The organism is Mycobacterium sp. ITM-2016-00317, assembly GCF_002968295.1.
Taxonomy (GTDB): Bacteria; Actinomycetota; Actinomycetes; order Mycobacteriales; family Mycobacteriaceae; genus Mycobacterium.
The window spans coordinates 3,120,808-3,135,362 of sequence record NZ_CP134399.1; the positions used below are offsets into that span (position 1 = coordinate 3,120,808).

Annotated in this window: 16 protein-coding genes and 2 pseudogenes; 9 read left to right on the forward strand and 9 right to left on the reverse strand. The window is 70.0% G+C overall.

Features of this window, described 5'->3' with window-relative positions; genetic code table 11:
- Nucleotides 1-35 precede the first annotated feature (35 nt).
- The 3 genes and pseudogenes from C6A87_RS14755 to C6A87_RS14765 all read left to right on the forward strand — a co-directional run bounded on the left by C6A87_RS14755 (nucleotide 36) and on the right by C6A87_RS14765 (nucleotide 2,003).
- Nucleotides 36-946 (forward strand): annotated as a pseudogene (locus tag C6A87_RS14755) (dienelactone hydrolase family protein).
- 31 nt (nucleotides 947-977) lie between these two features.
- On the forward strand, nucleotides 978-1,376 hold the full coding sequence (locus C6A87_RS14760; RefSeq protein WP_311112965.1) for a hypothetical protein: 399 nt from the start codon (nucleotides 978-980) through the stop codon (nucleotides 1,374-1,376).
- A 126-nt stretch (nucleotides 1,377-1,502) separates the two neighbouring features.
- Nucleotides 1,503-2,003: a hypothetical protein gene (locus tag C6A87_RS14765; protein ID WP_311112966.1), complete on the forward strand. Its 501-nt coding sequence runs from the start codon at nucleotides 1,503-1,505 to the stop codon at nucleotides 2,001-2,003.
- Here the strand turns inward: C6A87_RS14765 and C6A87_RS14770 are convergent.
- Genes C6A87_RS14770 through C6A87_RS14780 form a run of 3 tightly spaced genes read right to left on the reverse strand, consistent with a single transcriptional unit; the run spans nucleotide 2,000 to nucleotide 3,947 of the window.
- On the reverse strand, nucleotides 2,000-3,295 hold the full coding sequence (locus tag C6A87_RS14770; protein ID WP_311112967.1) for a cytochrome P450: 1,296 nt from the start codon (nucleotides 3,293-3,295) through the stop codon (nucleotides 2,000-2,002). The genes C6A87_RS14765 and C6A87_RS14770 overlap by 4 nt on opposite strands.
- Before the next feature lie 17 nt (nucleotides 3,296-3,312).
- Entirely contained in the window at nucleotides 3,313-3,708 is a 396-nt protein-coding gene (locus tag C6A87_RS14775; RefSeq protein ID WP_311112968.1) for a hypothetical protein, read from the reverse strand.
- Nucleotides 3,709-3,743: 35 nt separating this feature from the next.
- Nucleotides 3,744-3,947: a hypothetical protein gene (locus tag C6A87_RS14780; RefSeq protein WP_311112969.1), complete on the reverse strand. Its 204-nt coding sequence runs from the start codon at nucleotides 3,945-3,947 to the stop codon at nucleotides 3,744-3,746.
- Nucleotides 3,948-4,199: 252 nt separating this feature from the next.
- Between C6A87_RS14780 and C6A87_RS14785 the strand changes: the two genes are divergently transcribed.
- On the forward strand, nucleotides 4,200-5,087 hold the full coding sequence (locus tag C6A87_RS14785; RefSeq protein WP_311112970.1) for a cyclopropane mycolic acid synthase family methyltransferase: 888 nt from the start codon (nucleotides 4,200-4,202) through the stop codon (nucleotides 5,085-5,087).
- Nucleotides 5,088-5,094: 7 nt separating this feature from the next.
- On the opposite strand, the gene speB is transcribed toward C6A87_RS14785, so the two are convergent.
- The gene (speB, locus tag C6A87_RS14790) at nucleotides 5,095-6,087 is read right to left on the reverse strand and encodes an agmatinase (RefSeq protein ID WP_396837101.1); all 993 of its coding nucleotides are present in this window, start codon (nucleotides 6,085-6,087) and stop codon (nucleotides 5,095-5,097) included.
- A gap of 266 nt (nucleotides 6,088-6,353) precedes the next feature.
- Between speB and C6A87_RS14795 the strand changes: the two genes are divergently transcribed.
- From C6A87_RS14795 to C6A87_RS14805, 3 genes are all read left to right on the forward strand, one after another.
- Nucleotides 6,354-7,307: a threonine/serine dehydratase gene (locus C6A87_RS14795; protein WP_311112972.1), complete on the forward strand. Its 954-nt coding sequence runs from the start codon at nucleotides 6,354-6,356 to the stop codon at nucleotides 7,305-7,307.
- 17 nt (nucleotides 7,308-7,324) lie between these two features.
- The gene (locus tag C6A87_RS14800; RefSeq protein ID WP_311112973.1) at nucleotides 7,325-7,939 is read left to right on the forward strand and encodes a Pr6Pr family membrane protein; all 615 of its coding nucleotides are present in this window, start codon (nucleotides 7,325-7,327) and stop codon (nucleotides 7,937-7,939) included.
- A gap of 116 nt (nucleotides 7,940-8,055) precedes the next feature.
- Nucleotides 8,056-8,802, forward strand: a complete 747-nt coding sequence (locus C6A87_RS14805; RefSeq protein ID WP_311117944.1) for a L,D-transpeptidase — start codon at nucleotides 8,056-8,058, stop codon at nucleotides 8,800-8,802.
- A gap of 12 nt (nucleotides 8,803-8,814) precedes the next feature.
- On the opposite strand, the gene C6A87_RS14810 is transcribed toward C6A87_RS14805, so the two are convergent.
- The 3 genes and pseudogenes from C6A87_RS14810 to C6A87_RS14820 all read right to left on the reverse strand — a co-directional run bounded on the left by C6A87_RS14810 (nucleotide 8,815) and on the right by C6A87_RS14820 (nucleotide 10,775).
- On the reverse strand, nucleotides 8,815-9,240 hold the full coding sequence (locus C6A87_RS14810; RefSeq protein WP_311112974.1) for a lipoprotein LpqH: 426 nt from the start codon (nucleotides 9,238-9,240) through the stop codon (nucleotides 8,815-8,817).
- Nucleotides 9,241-9,251: 11 nt separating this feature from the next.
- Entirely contained in the window at nucleotides 9,252-9,893 is a 642-nt protein-coding gene (locus C6A87_RS14815; RefSeq protein WP_311112975.1) for a peroxidase-related enzyme, read from the reverse strand.
- Between the two features lie 70 nt (nucleotides 9,894-9,963).
- Nucleotides 9,964-10,775 (reverse strand): annotated as a pseudogene (locus C6A87_RS14820) (helix-turn-helix domain-containing protein).
- Between the two features lie 72 nt (nucleotides 10,776-10,847).
- Between C6A87_RS14820 and C6A87_RS14825 the strand changes: the two are divergent.
- Entirely contained in the window at nucleotides 10,848-11,156 is a 309-nt protein-coding gene (locus C6A87_RS14825; protein ID WP_311112976.1) for a hypothetical protein, read from the forward strand.
- Here C6A87_RS14825 and C6A87_RS14830 read toward each other — a convergent pair.
- On the reverse strand, nucleotides 11,146-11,814 hold the full coding sequence (locus C6A87_RS14830) for a TetR/AcrR family transcriptional regulator (protein WP_311112977.1): 669 nt from the start codon (nucleotides 11,812-11,814) through the stop codon (nucleotides 11,146-11,148). The two genes, C6A87_RS14825 and C6A87_RS14830, sit on opposite strands and share 11 nt — an antisense overlap.
- Nucleotides 11,815-11,844: 30 nt before the next feature.
- Between C6A87_RS14830 and C6A87_RS14835 the strand changes: the two genes are divergently transcribed.
- The gene (locus tag C6A87_RS14835) at nucleotides 11,845-13,179 is read left to right on the forward strand and encodes an FAD-dependent oxidoreductase (protein WP_311112978.1); all 1,335 of its coding nucleotides are present in this window, start codon (nucleotides 11,845-11,847) and stop codon (nucleotides 13,177-13,179) included.
- Here the strand turns inward: C6A87_RS14835 and C6A87_RS14840 are convergent.
- Nucleotides 13,176-14,432 (reverse strand): cytochrome P450, encoded by a 1,257-nt coding sequence (locus tag C6A87_RS14840; RefSeq protein WP_311112979.1) that lies wholly within the window; start codon nucleotides 14,430-14,432, stop codon nucleotides 13,176-13,178. The genes C6A87_RS14835 and C6A87_RS14840 overlap by 4 nt on opposite strands.
- Nucleotides 14,433-14,555 lie beyond the last annotated feature (123 nt).

The following is a 14,555-nucleotide window of genomic DNA, read 5'->3' on the forward strand; positions in this document are numbered from 1 at the left end:
CCGGTGAACTGGCCACAAGCGCATAATCGGGCCTTGTGACGCCGTTGCAGCGCTACATCGCCGAGGAGATCGCGACCGACCACGTCGACGGCCTGATGTCGCGCCGGGAGGCGCTGCGTCGGCTCGCCCTGCTGGGCGTCGGCACCGCGGCCGCCACCGCGCTGATCACCGCGTGCGGGCAGAACAGGCAGGAGGCCCAGAACAGCGAGGCCCCGGCCGGCGACGAATCGTCCACGTCCGCACCGCCGCCCGGCATGGACAAGGCACTGCCCACCGTGCCGGTGACCTGGGCGGCCCGCGCGGTGACCTGCAGGGCGCGTGGGCCCATGCCGACGATGCCCGCGGCGGGATCCTGGTGATCCACGAGAACAAGGGACTCAACGACTGGGTGCGTTCGGTGGCGGGCCGCCTCGCCGGGGCCGGCTATTCCAGCCTGGCTGTCGACCTGCTGTCCGAGCAGGGCGGCACCGCGCGGTTCGCCGACCCGGCCGAGGCCACCGCGGCGCTGGGCAACCGGGCGCCGGAGGACATGATCGCCGATCTGAGGTCGGGCATCGCCGAGGTCACCCGCCGCGCCCCCCGGCGCAAGATCGCCGCGATCGGGTTCTGCATGGGTGGCGGGCTGGTGTGGCGGTTGCTGGCCGAAGGAGCGCCGGAATTGGCCGCGGCGTTCCCGTTCTACGGACCCACCCCCGACAATCCCGACTTCGCCGGATCGCGCAATGTCGCGGTGCTGGGTTTCTACGGCGAACTCGATCAGCGGGTCAACGCCACCGAACCGGCAGCCAGGGCTGCGCTGCAGAAAGCCGGGATGGTGCACGAACTGGTCACCGAACCCGGCGCCAACCACGCCTTCTTCAACGACACCGGCGACCGCTACGACCCCGCTGCGGCAGCCGATGCCTGGTCGCGCACCCTGGGCTGGCTGGGGACCCACGTCGGATAGCCGGCGCGGCGCGGTGCCCTACGATCCAGGGATGTTCCGGACGTTCGCCGTGCTGGCCGCCACCGCCTCGTTGCTGGGATCCACGACTGCCGTCGCCGCCGCGCAACCCGCTCCGACCGCCGCGTGCGACTACGAGCTCAGCGCGCCGACCGTGGTCAACGTGTCCGGCACCGACATGGTCACCGCCACCGTCACCACCCGCGGCTGCGACGGCGGCACGACCTACTCGACCACCGCGTGCCTGCAGATGCAGGGCGACGCCGGGCCCGGCCTCTGCGCCCAGGGCCCCGGCATCGTTCCCGCCCAGGTGTTCTTCCAGCCCTATCGCCCCGGAGCCACCTACACCGCGACCGGGCGCGGGTGCGCGACCAAGGGCAATCCGCCGCAGAAGTCCTGCCAGGAAAGCGGTCCGCGCACCGCCACGCTCTGACCGAAATGTGATGCGACTATGACGGAACCCTGACGGCGTCACGGTTTAGCTCGTCCGCTGCCCGGGCATCCGGCCAATCAACGGGGCCGTCAACCGTGGCTGCCCCCGTGACTCTAGGAGCCGGGCATGGACACCAACAATGTCGTGTGGATCGTGATCGCCGCCATCATCGCGCTCATCGTCGTCGGGGTGGTGGTCTTCCTGGCCCGCCGTACCCGCAACCGCCGCCGTGCCGAGGAAGCCGACCGCATCCGCCAGGAGGTCCACCAGGACAGCAAGCGCGTGCAGCGTCAGGCCTCGATCGTGGAGGAGACCGAGGCCAAGGCCCGTGCCGCGCAGGCCGAGGCGGACGCCAAGGCGGCCGAGGCCGCACGTCTGGCCGATACCGCCGCGAGCCGTCGCGACTCGCTGAGCCACTCGCAGGAACACATCGACGCGCGCCGTGAGCACGCCGACAAGCTGGATCCCCGCAGCACCTCGAACGCCAAGAACGACACCGCGAAGACCTTCGACGCCAAGAACGACGACGCCGGTCTCGGCGGCAAGCACGCCGTCACCGACCGCGACGGCACCACCGGCCTGCACGACGGCGACCCGCAGGTGCGCCCGGACGTGCGCAGTCGTTAACCGTCCCAGGCCACCGGCAGGCGCTTGATCCCGTGGATGAACGCCGAGTGCAGACGATCGGGCTCGGCGACGGCGCGGATGTCTGGCACCTGCCGGTGCAACTCCTCGAATGCGACCGTGATCTCGCGGCGAGCGAGATTGGCCCCCAGACAGAAGTGCGCGCCGCCACCCCCGAAGCCCACGTGCGGGTTGGGGTGGCGGCCGACGTCGAACGACCACGGATCGTCGAACTTCGTCTCATCCCGGTTGGCTGACCCGTACCACAGCGAAACCTTGTCGCCCGCAGCGATTCTCACCCCGGCCACCTCGACGTCACGGGTGGCGGTACGGCGCATGTAGGCGACGGGAGAGGCCCATCGGACCACCTCCTCCACGGCAGTGGGTGCCATGCCGGCGTAGTCGGCCCACCAACGCTCACGCTGGTCGGGGTATCGGCTCAGCGCCAGCACCCCGTGGCTGATCGCGTTGCGCGTGGTCTCGTTGCCGGCCACCACCAGCAGGATGAAGAACGACGCCACCTCGGCCGAGGTCAGGCGCTCGCCGTCGAGCTCGGCACGGACCAGGCTGGTGGTCAGATCGTCGCCGGGGCGGGCGCGCCGGTCTTCGGCCAGCGCGGTCGCATAGGCACCGATGTCCATCGCCACGCTGACGAATTCGTCGAAGTCGGTGGCGATCTCGGGGTCGCCGAACCCGAGGATCACGTTGGTCCAGTGGAACACCTTCTGGTGGTCGCGCTCCGGGATGCCCATCATGTCGCAGATGATCTGCAACGGCAGCGGGCCGGCCAGCTCGGCGACGATGTCCCCGCGGCCGTCGGGGTGGGCGGCCACCATGTCCGCGACGAGGCTGCGTCCGCGCTGACGCACCGAATCCTCGATCATCGCCAGTACCCGCGGAGTGAACGCGCTGCGCACGATGTTGCGGAGTCGGGTGTGCCACGGGTCGTCCATCGCGATCATCGAGCCGAAATACTCGGCGAGCTCAGGGGTCTGGTCGCCGATGACGATTCCCAGCGCGGAGCTGAAGATCTCGGGGTGCCTGCTCGCGAAGAACACGTCCTCGTGACGGGTCAGTGCCCAGTGCCCGGCCACCGGGTCCTGAGCGTCGACGACGTAGGCCGAGTGGAAGGAGACCGGCGCCTCACGGCGCAGCGTGGCGAACGCTCCGTCGCGGTAGTCGTCATCGCGACCCCAGAAATCCCAGGAGCCCAGGTCGACGTCGGCCAGCGGCACCTGCGGCGGAGCGACCCCGTTCGTCCGGGTGACGGTTGCGTTGTCTGCGCCCGGGCCCATACGGCCCAAGGGTAGCTTCAGGGCCGCCGTTCATGACCCTCTCTGCCGTGCGTGCGCCGGTCCTCTTTCATCCGGGCTTCGTGCAGGTGCCGCGCCCCGCCGACCAGCTCGTCCCGGACGCGGGCCTCGTGCTCGCGGAACAGGGACCAGTAGTCGTCGTCGAACTCCTCGACGACCTGGAACGTCCACCGCCCGTTCAGCACGTTGCGGCCCACGATCTCGTTTTCCAGGCGCTCGGCCACTGCTTCGTGTCCAGCCTCGCGCAACGCCTCGCAGGCTTCGCCGAGCACCAGGTCCGCGTGGCCCATCAACTGATGGAAGGAGTACAGATGCCCGCGGGCCCGCTCCACGAACTCCAGCGCCTCGGTCACCTTGCCGACGGCGTCGATCGTCTCGTCAGTCGCGTCCTTCACCGAGCCGACATACCCGCCGACCGGTGACGGCAACCTCAGCGGTCGAACTCGGACTCGTCCTCGGGCACCGGGATGGACTGCTCGATCAGATCGGCCTCGCTGGCCTGCCAGCTGCGGTCCGCGCCGATCTGTGCGGCGTCGGCCCAGCTCTCCTCGTCGACGTCGGCGGCGGGGGTCAGCTGTTCGACCACGTCGGCCTCGGGGGCGTCTCCGAGCGGGTTGCGGTCGGGGGTGGTCATCGGTGATCTCTCCGGGAGGTAGGGGACAGGGGGTGTCGTTTCACCATATGCGCGGTCGGGCCGGACGCGGCCGGACCGTGCACCGGGTACCCACTCCGGCGCGTCGCACGCACCCCGGGGCCGGCATGTGGTCTGCTGCCGGCCGGCCGTTGCTGTGCGGTACGATTCCGTAACTGCGCGAACGGGACAGGTCCTCGAAACACGGCGGGGCCGTCCCCGACCAGATTCCCCAAATCTACGAGAGCTCCTACCTTGCCTGAAAACCCGAGCGGCTCTTCGGACCTGCAGCCTCACTTCGAGGACGTCCAGTCGCACTACGACCTGTCGGACGAGTTCTACCGTCTGTTCCTCGACCCGACCCAGACCTACAGCTGCGCCTACTTCGAGCGTGACGACATGACGCTGGAAGAGGCGCAGCTCGCCAAGATCGACTTGTCGCTCGGCAAGCTCGGCCTCGAGCCCGGCATGACGCTGCTCGACATCGGCTGCGGCTGGGGCGCCACCATCAAGCGCGCCGCCGAGAAGTACGACGTGAACGTCATCGGCCTGACCCTGAGCCGCAACCAGCAGGCCCATGTCCAGAAGGTGCTCGATGGACTCGACAGCCCACGCAGCAAGCGCGTGCTGCTGGCCGGCTGGGAGCAGTTCGACGAGCCCGTCGACCGCATCGTGTCGATCGGCGCGTTCGAGCATTTCGGCCGTGACCGCTACGACGAGTTCTTCAAGAAGGCCTATCAGGTGCTTCCCGAGGACGGCGTGATGATGCTGCACACCATCATCAAGCCCAGCGACGAGGAGTTCGCGGCAAAGGGCCTGCCGGTGACGATGAAGCTGCTGCGGTTCTCGAAGTTCATCATGGACGAGATCTTCCCCGGCGGTGACCTGCCCAAGCCCGAGGTCGTCGAAGAGCATGCGACCAAGGCCGGGTTCACGGTGCAGCGTCAGCAGCGGCTGCAGCCGCACTATGCCAAGACGCTCGACATCTGGGCCGACGCGCTGCGCAAGCGCGAAGACGAAGCCGTCGCGATCCAGTCCCGAGAGGTCTACGACCGGTACATGAAGTACCTGACCGGTTGCGCGGACCTGTTCCGCGACGGTTACACCGACGTGTGCCAGTTCACTCTGGTGAAGAAGGCCTGACCGGCGGTCAGGGGCGCGCCGGCGGTCCCGGCCGGGCCCCGGCCGCGTCGCGCCGCTTGGCCGCCATCCCGGCCAGCGCCTCGAACACCACGCGGTGCGCCGCGTTGACGGTCAGTTCGGCGTGGTCGTAGGCGGGCGCCACCTCGACCACGTCCACCCCGACGACGTCGTGCCGGTGGCAGAGTTGCCGCACCATTCGCAGCAGGTCGGCGCTGGTGATGCCGCCCGGCTCCGGGGTGCCGGTGCCGGGGGCGTGCGCGGGGTCGAGCACGTCGATGTCGACTGAGACGTACAGTTTCTCGGCCTTGGCCAGTGCCTCGCTCACCGCGTCGGCCATCACCGCCTGAAAGCCCCGCTCCCAGATCTCCTGCATCGTGTGCCAGGTCATCTGCTGCTCGAGCATCCACTCGAAGGTGTCCTGCGGCGGCCAGTAACCGCGCAGACCGACCTGGACGAAGTGTGATCCGGGCACCGCGCCGGACTCGATCAGCCGTCGCATCGGGGTGCCGTGGCTGGCCAGATTGCCCTCGATCTCGTCGGCGGTGTCGGCGTGCGCGTCGAAATGCACGATGCCGACGTTGCCGTAGCCGTGCACATCGGCCACCGCCGTCGCCGCGGGCCAGGTGATCGAGTGGTCGCCGCCCAGGACCACCGGCACGATGCCCCGCGCGGCCACCGCGTGCACACGGTCCCTGATGTTGCGGTGGGACACCTCGGTCTGGCCGTGCGGGCAGTACGCGTCACCGAAGTCGACGACCTCGAGCCAGTCGAAGATCTCCAGCCCCAGATCCATGTGATAAGTGCCGGGCTCGTAGGCGGTGGCCCGGATGGCCCGCGGCCCGAAGCGTGCACCAGGCCGGTTCGTGGTCGCGATGTCGAACGGGGCCCCGACGATGGCCACGTCGGGTCGCCAGGAATCGAGTTGGCCGACTTCGGTGAGGAACGGCCGCTGACCGAAGGACGTCATCCCCGCGTGCGCCAGATCCAGCTGTTCGGCCATGCCCGGCGGAACTTCGCGGTGAGGTCCGTGCTCGTGCCCCATCAGGGTGACGGTACCGGCCGGCCGCCGTCGGGAACGCGCAACGGCCGACACCGTCACCGCGGCCCCGCGGGCCGCGGCCAAGGCAGCTCTGACCGGTCCACCGAACGCGTTCGTCGACCGCCTGCGGGAGCGCCCCGGAAATCCCGAGGCTCCTGGACGTGGCCGGAAGGCCTAGGCACCACCCGGAACGTCGGCGCCGACGGCATGCACCAGACTTGGACCTCGTGAAACTGGTGACGATCGACGATGTCCGGGCAGCGGCCGACCGGATCCGGCCCCATGTGGTGCGCACGCCGCTGCTGGCCGCTCGCTGGGGCGATCCGGACCGGCCGCTGTGGATCAAACCGGAGAGCCTGCAGCCCATCGGCGCGTTCAAGGTGCGCGGTGCGTTCAATGCCGTGGCCGCGGTCAAGGACGACGCCACCGACGTGGTGGCCTATTCCAGCGGCAATCACGCCCAGGCCGTGGCCTATGCCGCGGCGGCCTTCGGGTTGCGGGCGCACATCGTGATGCCGGAGGAGACCCCGGCGGTCAAGATCCAGTCCACCCGCGACCTCGGTGCGCGGGTGGTGCTGTGCGCGGCGGGACAGCGCGAGGCGGTCGCCGAGCAGGTGCTGCGCGACACCGGAGGGGCGATGATCCCGCCGTTCGACCACCCCGACGTGATCGCCGGCCAGGGCACCATCGGCCTGGAGATCGCCGAGGACCTGCCCTCGGTGCGCACCGTGCTGGTCCCGGTCAGCGGCGGGGGACTGGCATCGGGCATCGGCACCGCGATCTCCGCGCTGTGCCCCGACGCCGCCGTCTTCGGTGTCGAGCCGGAGCTCGCCGCCGACACCGCGGAGGCGCTGCGCGTCGGCCACCGGGTCGACTGGCCGATCGAGGACCGCAACCGCACCATCGCCGACGGGCTGCGGTCGCAGCCCTCGGAGCTGACCTTCGCCCACTTGCAGCGGGTGCTGGCCGGAATCCTCACGGTGTCCGAGGACGAGATCCGCGCCGCGGTACGCGAACTGGTGTACCGCGCGCATCTGGTCGCCGAGCCGAGCGGCGCGGTGCCGCTGGCGGCCTACCGGCAGGGCAGCACACCGCCGGGCCCGACCGTGCTGATCCTGTCCGGCGGCAACGTGGACCCCGGGATGCTGACCGGGATCATGGCCGAGCGCACACCGGGGTAACGCATACCCTGGCGGGAGTGAATATCCCGGCCGCACCGTCAGCGCTGCGCACCGGCTTGCGGCTGGCGATCGTCGGGTGCGTGCTGGCCGCACTGGTGCTGGTCGAGCTGACGTCCAGCCGGGGCGTGGGCTGGCGGCTGATCACCTTCACCTACCAGGCCAACCTGCTGGCCGCCGGGTACTACCTGTGGACCCTGGCCTCGCCGCGGGCCGACGCCCGCGTCGGGCTGCGCGGCGCGGTGGTGCTGTACGTGGTGATGGCAGGCGTGATCTGGAACCTGTTCCTGACCGAGTACAGCATGGGCTACACGCCGGCCAACATCCTGTTGCACGTCGTGGTCCCCGCGCTCGCGTTGGCCGACTGGCTGGTGGTCGGGCGCGGGACGGTCCCGGCGCCCCCGGTGCCGTGGTGGCAGCCGGTGGCCTGGCTGGCGTACCCGGCGGCGTATCTCGCGTTGGCGCTGTTGGTGCTCAACCGCGCCGGCCGCCGTCCGCCCTACTACTTCCTCGACCCCGACACCGTCGGCGCCGCCACGGTGGCGCTGAACGTCGCCGCGCTGTCGGCGTGCGTGCTGGCGCTCGGGTACACGCTGCTGGCGCTGCGCCGCGGCGCCTCGACGGTGCGTGCATGAAACGCGACGCCCGGGCGGACCGATACACCGAGAAAGAGCAGGTAGCGGCTGTGCCGGGCCTGCTCTCCGGCAAGAGCAACTAGGATGGCAACGTGCTGAGACCCCGTCTGCAGCAAATGCTGACCACGCTGGGATGCGCGTCGCTGCTCGCAGCCGTCGCGCTGGTCGGCCCGGTACCCACAGGGACCGCCGGGTCCGCGCGCGGGATGCAGGTGGCCGCCGTGTCACCGGCGCCCGGCCAGACCGTCGGCGTCGCCCACCCCGTCACCGTCACGTTCACCGGCGACGTGCCGGACAGGACCGCGGCCGAGCGGTCGGTCGCCGTCGTCCCCGCCGGCGCGCCCGCCCCCGTCGACGGATCCTTCACCTGGCTCGACGACCGTGTCCTGCAGTGGACGCCCGCCGAGTTCTTCCCCGCGCACACCCCGATCGACGTCTCGGTCGGTGGCTTCGCGGCGGGCTTCCAGACCGGGTCGTCGGTCGTCAGCGTCGCCGACATCGGTGACCACACGTTCACCGTCAGCATCGACGGCGCCGTCGCCCGGCAGATGCCGGCGTCGATGGGCAAGCCGAAGTTCCCGACGCCGACCGGCAGTTTCACCGCGCTGGGGAAAGAACGCAACGTGACGTTCGATTCCCGCACCATCGGCATCCCACTCGACGACCCCGAGGGTTACCTCATCAAGGGGGAGTACGGCGTGCGGGTGACGTGGGGTGGGGTCTACGTGCACTCCGCCCCGTGGTCGGTCGGTTCGCAGGGGTATTCGAACGTCAGCCACGGCTGCATCAACCTCAGCCCCGACAACGCGGCCTGGTACTTCGACACGGTGAGCATCGGCGACCCGATCATCGTGCAGGCCTGAGCCGCGGGCGGGTCAGCAGTTCGTCTGGATCCGGAAATCCGCGGTGACGGCGTCGCCGGGCTTCTCGCCGAATGAGCCGTCGGCTTTGCCGGTGATCGTGTATCGGCCGTTGTCGCCGGACACCTCGGCCTCGCCGAGGTTGCCACCCCAGAACGAACCGGTGAAGCCGCCGAGGTCGCGGAAGTCGACGGACTCTGCGGTGACAGGCCCGTCCATCGACAGCACCGCGGTGAAGCCGTTCCCCTTGCCGGGTGTCTCGATGTACCACGACCAGCCGGTCTGACTGCACCGGACGTCGAGCGCGCCGCCGGTGTCGTTGCCGTCGATCATGACCGTCGCCGTGGTGCCGCCGAGGGCGGGTTCGGGAGTGGAGCAGCCGGCCAGGCCGAGCGCGGCGACGCCGCCGACGACGGCCGCCATGAAGTGTCGAGTCACCATGGCGCCCGACTCTATTCGCTCGTGTGCCCCCTCCCGGCAGGAATGCCGGTGTATTCGGGATTGGGCGGCACCGACAGCGCGATCCCGATGCGGTTGGTGGCGCCGATGAACGCCGCGATCGAGATGCCTTCCAGGATCTGGTGATCGTCGAGGCCCAGGCTTCGCAAGTGCGCGAGGTCGGAATCCCGGATCGACTGCGGGTTGTTGTTCACCGCCACCGCGAGGTCGGCCAGCGCCCGCTCCCGGTCGGTCAGTTCGGCGACCTGATGGTGGTCGATGGCGACTCGCTGGGCGAACGACCAGTCGCCGGCCACCTTGCCCAACTTGTTCGCGTGGTTGGTGTGGCAGTACGCGCAGCGGTTCTCGCCGGAGACGACGGTGGCGATCACCTCACGCTCGCGGGCGCTGAGGCCGCCGCGGCCGTCGGCACCCAGCAGCGGCAGCAGGTAGGCGTTGAGCCGCTCCAGATCGCCCTCGTTGAGCGACAGCGCCCGGAACCAGTTCGAGGTCAGGCCCTCGTCGCGCAGCTGCCGGTTGAAGAAGCCGCGGACGCCAGGGGATTTCAGCGCGTCGAGGTCCGGCACGGCAAGGCGGGAGATGGTGGCGGGGGCATGCCCGGCGGTCTGCACCGGGACGTCTGCGGTTGCGGTCATGGCCCTGACACTCCTGTACACCCGGACCGGGGCCAACAGTTCGGCACGCCGAGATGCGAACTCTTGCGCGTCACCGCAGGGCGGCGGCGGTGGCGTCGTCGGCGGGCAGGAACGCTTCGATGCTCAGCTCGGCCGCGGTCAGGTCCAGCGCGGTGCCGAAGGTGGTGACCATGCTCAGGAACCGCAGCACACCGCCGTCCGCTGTTTCCAGCTCCAGGGGCACCGCCACCCCGCCGAGATCGGGGGAGTCGTCGAAACCACCTGGGTAGCACTCGATTTCGGCGAGCAGCCGGCCGAGCTCGGCATGGCCGGCGCGCCGGCCTCGCGCCGTAGCCGCTCGAGCAGGTGGGTTCGCCACTGCGGAAGGTTACGGATCCGCGGGGCCAGCCCGTCGGGGTGCAGCGAGATGCGCAGCGCGTTGGGCTGCTCCAGCAGGTGCGGCGCCACGCCGTCGAGCAGCACGCCGGCCCCGGAGTTGGTCTGCAGGATCGACCATCCGCGGTCGACCACCACGCAGGGATACGGGTCGTAGGCGGCCAGCACTGTGCGCACACCGTCGCGCACCGCGGCCATCTCCGGCGCGTCCAGCGGCCGCTCCGCGTACACCGGGGCCAGTCCCGCCGCGACGAACAGCCGGTTCTGTTCCCGTTGCGGCACACCGAGAGCCGCGGCCAGTCGCAGCACCATCGTCTTGCTGGGGCTCGATCGTCCCGTCTCGATGAAGCTGACGTGGCGGGCCGACACGTCGGCGGCCAGAGCGAGGTCGAGCTGGCTGAGCCTGCGCCGCAGGCGCCAGTCGCGCAGCAGCGCCCCGATCGTGGCCGGTGGCTGATCGACAGTGGTCACGGTTCCAGTCTGGCCCGTACACCGGCGCCGGGCCATTACCTCGGAGGTAATTGCGGCCGTTACCTCGCCGGCGCACCGTGAAGGCAGGCACACGAGGAAGGCGACGACATGGCGAGGCCCCGACCGAATCCCGGCGTCCCGATCCCGCGATGGTTGCGATGCGTGCTGATCTGTGACCGCGCCGGGTCGTCCTGGTACATCGGTACCGGTTTCTTCTTCGCGCCGGTGCTGGCACTGGTGTCCCCGTGGCCGGCGCTGACCGCGGCGCTGTGGGTGTTCATCGCGCTGGCCGGGTTGTGGCTCGGCCTGCTCGGGGTCGCGATGGCCACCGGGCTCGCGCTGGTGATGCGCGCCAACGCCGAGATCCCGGAGGACTATTGGCGCTCGCTGCTGGACTACCCGAGCCTCACGCGGTGAGCAGCTGCTGCTGAAGCGTGCCGGCCAACCAGGTGGCGAAGCGCCTGCCGGACCAGCCGTGCACGCCGACAAGGTGACGGTGCCACGACGGGTCGCTGAACAGACACGCAAGATCTGTTGCCGCCGAGCGGCTCAGCCCGTCCCGCAGCGGTCCGAGCGCGGCGACCGCCGCGACCACCGCACGCGCTCCGTCGCGGCGTTGCGCGTGCAGCTTCTCGAACAGCTCGCGAGCACCCTGGTCCGCGGAGGACGCGGCGTCCAGCGCTGCGAACAACGCTCCGACCCGCGCGTCGATGTCGGTGATCAGCTGCGCCCAGGCGGTCAGCAACGCACCGGCGTCGTCGAGTTGCATCAGCTCGGCCACCTCGGGCCGTTCGGCCAGCGGCACCGGTGCGTCGTCACCGGCGATGGCGAAGTCCAGCGCCGATGACAGCAGCTCCGCCTTACCCCCGACCACGGTGAACACGGTCTTGCGGCTCACCCCGGCGGCCGCGGCGATCGCATCGACCGAGGTGCCGCCATACCCAGTGGCGACGAACAGGTCGGCGGCCGCCGTGACGACTCGGCGCCTGGTCTGCTGCGCCTGTGCGGCGCGCAGATCCGAGCGGTAGCCGCGCTTGACAGTCTCACCATTCGGGGTGACCCTTGGTGTATTCATTACACCACATGTTACTCGAATTGAGGTGCGATGCGCACTCTCGTCGTCGGCGCCGGCCCGGCCGGACTGTTCACCGCGATCGCACTCGCCCGCCGGGGCAGGGTGGTCACGGTCCTGGACCGCGACGCCGGTCCCGGCCGGAACGGAGGCTGGCGGCGCAGGGGGGTGATGCAGTTCGACCACGCTCACACGTTCCGCGGCCCTGTGGTCGACGCTCTGGAGGCCGAGATCCCCGATGCGCTGCGGCAGATGCGCCGCGCCGGGGCCACCGTGGCGGCCGACGCCGACGGCGCACCGGTGTCCCTGCGCATCCGCCGGGCCACCTTCGAACGTGTGCTGCGCGCCGTCGCGGCGCGGGAACCGGGGGTGACGCTGCGGCCCGGAAGTCAGGTCGACGCGGTGCTGCGCGACGCCGCGGGCCGGGCGGTCGGAGTCGACGTCGCCGGCCTTCACCTGTCCGCCGACCTGGTGATCGCTGCGTCGGGCCGGGCGAGCCGGGTGGTGCGCGGCCTGCTCGGCCCCGCCGAGACCAGACCCTGCGGCGCGGCGTATGTCAGCAGGCAGTACCGGCTCGCCGACGGCGCGCAGGAGGGGCCGGTGAACTCGCCGGTCGGACTGTCGCTGAGCCCGGCCGGCTACTTCGCCGTCGCGTTCCTGCACGAGGACCGGACCTTCTCGGTCACCCTCGCGCACGACGGAACCGACGAACGTATGCGGATGTTGAGGCATGAGCCGGTCTACGAGGCTGCCGTCCGGGCCGTCCCCCTGCTGGCCGACTGGATCGACCCGGACCGCGCCCGGCCGCTCACCCCGGTGCTGGTGGGAGGACGCCTGGACAACACCTACCGCGGTCAGCTCGGCGGCGATGGTCGACCGGTCGTGCCCGGGCTGCTCGCGGTGGGCGATTCCGTCTGCACCACAACGCCGATGGCCGGACGTGGCGTCACACTGGCCTTCCGGCAGGCACAGACCCTGGTGCAGCTGGTGACCGCAGACGACGTCGTGGCCGCGACCGTGGCTTTCGACCGGTGGTGTCAGGCCCAGATACGGCCGTGGTTCGTCGACCACGTGCACTGCGACGCCGACCGGCTACGCCGCTGGGGCGGCGGCGACGTGGACCTGACCAGGCCGCTGCCGTCGGATCTGGTGGTCGCCGCGGCGGCGGTCGATCCGGCGCTGGGAGCGGCGGTCGCCGGGTACGAGCGGATGACCGCGCTGCCGTCGAGTCTGGACGCGGTCCAGGAGCGCGCGCGGGCGGTGTACGCCACGGGCTGGCGGCCGCCGGTGGCCGCCGGCGCCGACCGGGCGGAGCTGGCCCGGCTGTGCGTCGCGCTGCGCGAGCGCAGACCGGTGGCAGTCTCCTAGTGCGTCACCGGGCAGCCCGACCCACCGGAGTAGTCGACGGGCCAGTGCTTGATGCCGTTGAGCCACCCCGACCGCAGCCGGTCCGGGGTGCCCGCCGAGGTGAGATCGGGCAGGTGGTCGGCGATCGCGTTGAACATCAGCTCGATCGTCATCCGGGCCAGGTTGGCGCCGATGCAGTAGTGCGCACCGGTGCCGCCGAAACCGACGTGCGGATTGGGATCGCGCACGATGTCGAACGTGAACGGGTCGTCGAACACCTCCTCGTCGAAGTTCGCCGACCGGTACGACATGACCACCCGCTGCCCCTTCTTGATGGGCACACCGGAGAGTTCGTAGTCGGCCAGCGCGGTGCGCTGGAACGACGTGACGGGGGTGGCCCACCGGACGATCTCGTCGACCGCGGTGACCGGGCGGTCGCGCTTGAACAACTCCCACTGGTCGGGGTGCTCGGTGAACGCGATCATGCCGTGGGTGATCGAGTTCCTGGTGGTCTCGTTGCCCGCGACGGCGAGCAGCACCATGAAGAATCCGAATTCGTCGTCGGTGAGCTTGTGCCCGTCGACGTCGGCCTCGATCAGTTTGGTGACGATGTCCTCGCCCGGTTGCTCGGCGCGCAGTGCCGCCAGCTGCATCGCGTACACGATGAGTTCCGTTGCGGCATTGCGGTTGTCGTGGTGGGCGAACTCCGGGTCGTCGTCGCTGACCATCTGGTTGGACCAGTCGAAGAGCTTCCTGCGGTCCTCGATCGGCACCCCGAGCAGCCCGGCGATGGCCTGCAGCGGCAGCTCGCAGGAGACCTGTTCGACGAAGTCGCCCGCCCCGGCCCCGGCCGCGCTCTTGGCGATGTTCTGCGCGCGTTCGTTGAGGTCGTCGCGTAACCGCTCGACCGCACGGGGGGTGAATCCACGCGAGATGATCTTGCGCAAATGGGTGTGCCGTGGGGCGTCCATGTTGAGCAGCACGAGGCTCCCGGTCTCGATCTGCTCGCCGGTGGAGCCCTCCGGGTACCGCGGCAACGCAGTCTTGACCTGACTGGAGAACACGTCGCTGCGCTTGGAGATCTCTTTGACGTCGTGGTGTCTGGTGACCACCCAGTAGCCGCCGTCGCCGAAACCTCCGACGCCGCCGGGTTGTTCGTTCCACCAGATCGGGGCGCATCTGCGCAACTCGGCGAGTTCTTCCACCGGCAGACGTTCACGGTTGAGGTCCGGGTCGGTGAAGTCGAATCCGGTGGGGAGCGTGGGAGTCGCCATACGTTGGCTCCTAGACGTCGATGGCCGTAACCCATTGCTACACCACGGGGGCCTCCCGGCGAGCGCAGATGAGCGAAGAATGCGATGGTGCCTGTAACGAATCCGCTGCGGACACGGATGGAT